The sequence below is a fragment of the Streptomyces boluensis genome (assembly GCF_009908195.1).
Taxonomy (GTDB): domain Bacteria; phylum Actinomycetota; class Actinomycetes; order Streptomycetales; family Streptomycetaceae; genus Streptomyces; species Streptomyces boluensis.
Genome location: NZ_JAAAHS010000502.1, coordinates 1 through 4,756 on the forward strand (window position 1 = coordinate 1; position 4,756 = coordinate 4,756).

The window sequence follows — 4,756 nt, forward strand, 5'->3', positions numbered from 1 at the left end:
GGGAGTGGGGCCCGACACGCAAGGCCCCCACACTCATCTCGACACCCGACAGAGGAGCCGTACTCGATGACGTACACCGTGGGAATGGCCACCGCTCGCGACGGCGTGCAGATCGCCACCTACACCTGGCAGCCGGACAGCGGGCGCCCGCGCGCGTGGGTGCAGATCGCGCACGGCGCCGCCGAACACGGCCTGCGCTACGACCGGTTCGCCCGCCATCTCACCGCGCATGGTTACGGAGTGCTCGCCTCCGACCATCGCGGTCACGGCGCGACCGCCGCCGGGACCGGTGGCCACGGCGTCACGGGTGCGGACATCGACGACTCCTGGCGGGCCATGGTCGATGACCTCAAGGCGGTCGGTGACCCGGTGCGAGCCCTGAACCCCGGGGTTCCGTTCGTGCTGCTCGGCCACAGCATGGGCTCGTTGATGGCGCGGGACTACGTTCAGGAGTACGCCGACGACCTCGCCGGACTGATCCTCTCCGGTACGTTCCGTTCGCTCCCCGGTGCCGAGATCGAGGAGTCGACGGAGCGCCTGGAGCGCGAGATCGCCGAGCACGGCCGCACGGCACTCTCGGACTACATTCCGCGCCTCTTCGCGTCGTTCAACGACCCGTACGAGCACCGCACCGGTTTCGAGTGGCTGTCCCGTGACGCGGCCGAGGTGGACACGTATGTCGCCGACGAGCGCTGCGGATTCCCCTTCTCGGCCGGTCTCGCCCTCGACTGGGTCCGCAACGTCCGCAAGATCAACGACCCGCGCAACCTGGCCCGCGTCCCCGCCGACCTTCCGGTTCACATCGCGGTCGGCACGGAGGACCCCTGCAACCAGCGCATGACCCTGGTCTACGAACTCCTGGAGGACTTCCGCTACGCCGGGGTCACCGACCTGACCTGGAAGGGGTACGAGGGCGCCCGGCACGAGATCCTCAACGAGACCAACCGCGACGAGGTGCAGCGGGACCTCACCGAGTGGCTGGACAAGCAGGTGTGAGGGAGCGGCGGTACCGGACCAGCATTCGGCACTCGGCGTACGGCCCCGGCGTACGGCCCCTCGGTGCACGGCCAGTCACCGTACGCCGTACGGCAGTTGAGCTGTCCCCGGGGCCTCCCGGCTCCGCGGGCCGATTGTCAGTGGCGTGCCTTACTGTCGGGCCATGGTTACGTCCTTGACCTCCGACGATGTGCGCGCGGCGGCGCTCGCGCTGCCGCAGACCACCGAGAAGATCGCCTGGTCCATGCCGACTTTCCGGGTGGCGGGCAAGATGTTCGCGACGCTCCCCGAGGACGAGTCGTCGATAGCGGTCCGCTGCCCGAAGGAGGAGCGGGACGAGTTGGTGCTCGCGGAGCCGCGGAAGTTCTGGATCGCGGACCACGAGGCCCAGTTCGCGTGGGTCCGCGCCCGGCTCGCCGCCCTTGAGGACGCCGACGAACTGCGCGACATCCTCGCCGACTCCTGGCGCCAGGCGGCCCCGACTCAACTCCTGGAGCAGTACCCGGAGTTGGGCTTCCCGGAGAGAGGCTGACCGACCCGCCATCACCCGCTGCCACTCGCCGTCACCAGCCTCAGGCAGGCACTCTGTCCGGCGCGGGCAGGAAGGTGTCGATACGGGCACGCAGGGACGCCGGGTCAAGGCCGTGCGCGGCGAGGTGCTCCGCCATGGTGCCGTAGCGGCGCAGCTCGCGGCGGGCCACGCCCAGGCCGAGCACCCGGTGCGGCACCGCCTGCAGCGCCTCGCCCGCGGATGCCGCCGACGTACCGGCGAGGTAGGGCTCGACGAGCACCACATACGGGCTGCCCCCGGCGGCGCGACGCAGCGTGTCCGCGTCGAAGGGCCGCACGGTCGTCGCGTACAGGACGGTGACGTCGAGCCCCTCGACCGCTGCGAGCACGTTGTCGAGCATCGGCCCGACCGCGATCACGACACCGTCGCGGCCCTCGCGCACGGTCAGCATCCGGGCCCCGTCGACGCCGAGCGCCGCACGGTTGGCCTGCTCCGAAAGCCGTACGTACACCTTGTCGTCGCCCGCCGCGGCCGCGTGCCGAAGCAGCGCCTCCGCCTCGTCGGCGTGGCCCGGCACGTGCACGGTCCACTCGTCGAGCGTGTCGAGCAGCGCCACGTCGCCGGGCGCCATGTGCGTGAAACCACCGGCGGGCCAGTCGTACGAGCCGCCCGCGCTGACCAGTACGCCACCCACGCCCTGGTGCCCGAAGTCCAGCTTGACCTGCTCGAAGGGCCGCTCCACCAGGAAGCTGGCGAAGGTGTGCACGACCGGGCGCAGGCCGGTGAGGGCGAGTCCCGCGCCGGCGCCGACGAGGAGTTGCTCGCGGATGCCGACATTGATCACCCGGTCCGGGTGGCGCCGCGCGGCGTCCTCGAGGCGGTCCCGGCTGATCTCGGCCAGGACGAGGGCGAGCCGGGGGTCCTCGTCGAGGAGTGCGGTGACGGTCGCGGTGAAGCGGTCACGCATGGAATCCATGATCATCAATCCCTGCCGTGGTGGGTGGTGTGCGTTCGTTAGTGAAATGGGCAACGGGAGCGGGGCGCCGCAGTTCAGCGTGCGGCGGACCGCTTCGACTACTCCGGCTACTTACTTCGGCTCGACGCGTGCGATCACGGCGTGCGGCCGTCCGGGGTGCGAGGTCGTGTAGGCGGCGTACAGGGCCTCGTGGTCCCGGCCGTCCACCGTCGCCGTCGACCAGCCGGCCGCCGCGAACCGGGCCGCGATGCCGCCGGGCCTGGCGTGGCTGGCGGAGGCGTTGTCGATCACCAGCACGTGCAGCCGGTCGAGCCCAGCGGGACCGGCATAGGCGAGGGCCTCGTGGTTGCTCCCTTCGTCCAGCTCGGCGTCGCCGACGAGCACCCACACGGCAGGGTCGGTGAGCCCCTGGGCCCGCAGGCCGAGCGCCGTGCCGACGGCGAGCGGCAGCTCGTGGCCCAGCGAACCGCTGCCGATCTCGGCCCCCGGCACGAGCAGCCGGTCCGGGTGGTGCCCGAGCGGCGAGTCGTACGAGCCGAAGCCCGGCAGATCGGTCACGGGGAGGAAGCCCTTGGCGGCGAGCACCGCGTAGTACGCCATCGGCCCGTGCCCCTTGGAAAGCAGGAACCTGTCACGCGTGTGGGCGTCGACGGTGCCGGGGGAGACCCGCAGCACCCGGTCGTAGAGCACCCAGAGCGCGTCCAGGGTGGAGGTGGCGGCGGGCCCGTGCTTCTCGTCGCCGGTCATGAGCGCCATGAGCCCGCTGAGCTCGGGATAGCCGTAGGGGGAGGTCGGGCGTGCTGTGGTGGCGGTCGTGGTCGTCATGAGCTGAAGCCAACAACCTCAATCAAGGTTGAGGTCAAGCCCCCGCGTGGAGTGCTGGGTGACGCTCGGTGATCAGCCTGTAAACGGGTTCACGACCACCTGCCCGAGTGCGGTATTGTTTCGGTGCGCGTTCGGCCGCGGGAAACCCCAGGTCACAACGGGCATCGGGACGTGGCGCAGCTTGGTAGCGCACTTGACTGGGGGTCAAGGGGTCGCAGGTTCAAATCCTGTCGTCCCGACTGGAGACAGTCGCAGATGAGAGCCGGTTTCGGAGGTATTCGAAACCGGCTCTTGGCTATTTCTGGGGACCAGCTGCCTGCGCATCCGCCTCGATCTGGGCGACGGCTGCATCGCTCCGACCGAGTTCCTTGCCCACGGCGGCTCGACCGCCGGAATCGACCAGCCCTCCGTCGCCGCCTTCTGGCTCGGTCGGCCTCCGAACGCGTCATGACCGATCAGCCACGAAACCGACTGAGCGTTCATGCTCACGGGGTCGGAGTTCGCAGGAAAACGTTCGCAGGAAAAACGTACGACGCCCGCCTCCAGGACGGCGGGTGAGCGCTGCCAGGGGCGGGCGTCGTGCGAGATGGCTCAGGCGGGGGTGATGTTCTCCGCCTGCGGGCCCTTCTGGCCCTGGGTGATGTCGAAGTTCACCTTCTGGCCTTCCTGGAGCTCACGGAAGCCGGAGGCGTTGATGTTGGAGTAGTGGGCGAAGACGTCGGGGCCGCCACCCTCCTGCTCGATGAAGCCGAAGCCCTTTTCCGCGTTGAACCACTTGACTGTTCCGGTTGCCATTTGTCCTCCAAGGGGACTCGAAGTCGGCTCCCGCACCGTGCGGGAGCCGGAGGTGGTCGTCCTGGTCCTCAGAGATGCTGAACAGCAAGCTGCCCGTGAACAGCGCGTTCACGGGCGGTACTTCGGAACCATGACTGCTGTCGCAGACGCTACACCGACATCCCACTTCTGGCTGGCCCTTGGCGTGCCGCCAACACTGACCGTCGTGTGTGAAAGGCCAGGAGTCGCCTCCACCACAGCAGCGGCCGAGGTCCGCAACGTTCAGTGTGTCCTGCCGCGCGAGGCCGGCTACAGCGCGCGGGCCGGCTGTGACGAGGTGAACATCAGGCCCGAGGTCACTCTGGGCTGATGCGGGCCGCGATGACCTTGCCGATGGGGGCGATGTGGTCGGGCTGCATCATCGCGTGGTGCGTGCAGTCGTTGTCGTACGACGTGATCCGGCCGGTGATCCAGGGGCGCCAGGCGTGACCGGCTGGGGCGCCCTGGGGTTTGCCCTGGCTCGCGTGGAAGTAGACCAGGTCGCCGTCGAAGACCTCCGGGGAGTACGTCGGGGCCAGGGCGGCCTGGTGGGCGAGGACGTCGAGGGCGACGACCAGGTGTTCGTCGGCCAGTTCGGCCCGCAGGTCGGCGAGGAGCCGTTCGGGGTCGGGGGC

At 69.6% G+C, this 4,756-nt stretch carries 6 protein-coding genes and 1 tRNA gene; 3 read left to right on the forward strand and 4 right to left on the reverse strand.

Annotated features, from left to right (window positions below; genetic code table 11):
- The first annotated feature begins 66 nt into the window (after nucleotides 1-66).
- A complete protein-coding gene (locus GUY60_RS34665) occupies nucleotides 67-996 on the forward strand; it encodes an alpha/beta fold hydrolase (RefSeq protein ID WP_161705194.1) in 930 nt (309 codons plus the stop codon).
- A gap of 163 nt (nucleotides 997-1,159) precedes the next feature.
- The gene (locus GUY60_RS34670) at nucleotides 1,160-1,528 is read left to right on the forward strand and encodes an MmcQ/YjbR family DNA-binding protein (RefSeq protein WP_161705196.1); all 369 of its coding nucleotides are present in this window, start codon (nucleotides 1,160-1,162) and stop codon (nucleotides 1,526-1,528) included.
- A 40-nt stretch (nucleotides 1,529-1,568) separates the two neighbouring features.
- Here the strand turns inward: GUY60_RS34670 and GUY60_RS34675 are convergent, their stop codons facing one another.
- A complete protein-coding gene (locus GUY60_RS34675) occupies nucleotides 1,569-2,483 on the reverse strand; it encodes a transketolase family protein (protein ID WP_161705198.1) in 915 nt (304 codons plus the stop codon).
- 111 nt (nucleotides 2,484-2,594) lie between these two features.
- Nucleotides 2,595-3,308, reverse strand: coding sequence for a thiamine pyrophosphate-binding protein (locus tag GUY60_RS34680; RefSeq protein ID WP_161705200.1), 714 nt, complete (start codon nucleotides 3,306-3,308; stop codon nucleotides 2,595-2,597).
- A gap of 165 nt (nucleotides 3,309-3,473) precedes the next feature.
- Between GUY60_RS34680 and GUY60_RS34685 the strand changes: the two genes are divergently transcribed.
- A tRNA-Pro gene (locus GUY60_RS34685) sits at nucleotides 3,474-3,547 on the forward strand.
- 352 nt (nucleotides 3,548-3,899) lie between these two features.
- Here GUY60_RS34685 and GUY60_RS34690 read toward each other — a convergent pair.
- Both GUY60_RS34690 and GUY60_RS34695 read right to left on the reverse strand, forming a co-directional pair.
- Complete coding sequence (locus GUY60_RS34690; RefSeq protein WP_161705202.1) at nucleotides 3,900-4,103, reverse strand: cold-shock protein; 204 nt, start codon at nucleotides 4,101-4,103, stop codon at nucleotides 3,900-3,902.
- Nucleotides 4,104-4,438: 335 nt separating this feature from the next.
- Nucleotides 4,439-4,756, reverse strand: a 318-nt coding sequence (locus tag GUY60_RS34695) for a hypothetical protein (RefSeq protein WP_161705204.1), incomplete at its 5' end; no start/stop codon positions are given.

Excerpts from the sequence above, each read along its gene's own strand:
- GUY60_RS34665 (WP_161705194.1), top strand. The coding sequence starts at position 67 with ATGACGTACACCGTGGGAATGGCCACCGCTCGCGACGGCGTGCAGATC.
- GUY60_RS34670 (WP_161705196.1), top strand. The coding sequence starts at position 1,160 with ATGGTTACGTCCTTGACCTCCGACGATGTGCGCGCGGCGGCGCTCGCG.
- GUY60_RS34675 (WP_161705198.1), bottom strand. The coding sequence starts at position 2,483 with ATGGATTCCATGCGTGACCGCTTCACCGCGACCGTCACCGCACTCCTC.
- GUY60_RS34680 (WP_161705200.1), bottom strand. The coding sequence starts at position 3,308 with ATGACGACCACGACCGCCACCACAGCACGCCCGACCTCCCCCTACGGC.
- GUY60_RS34690 (WP_161705202.1), bottom strand. The coding sequence starts at position 4,103 with ATGGCAACCGGAACAGTCAAGTGGTTCAACGCGGAAAAGGGCTTCGGC.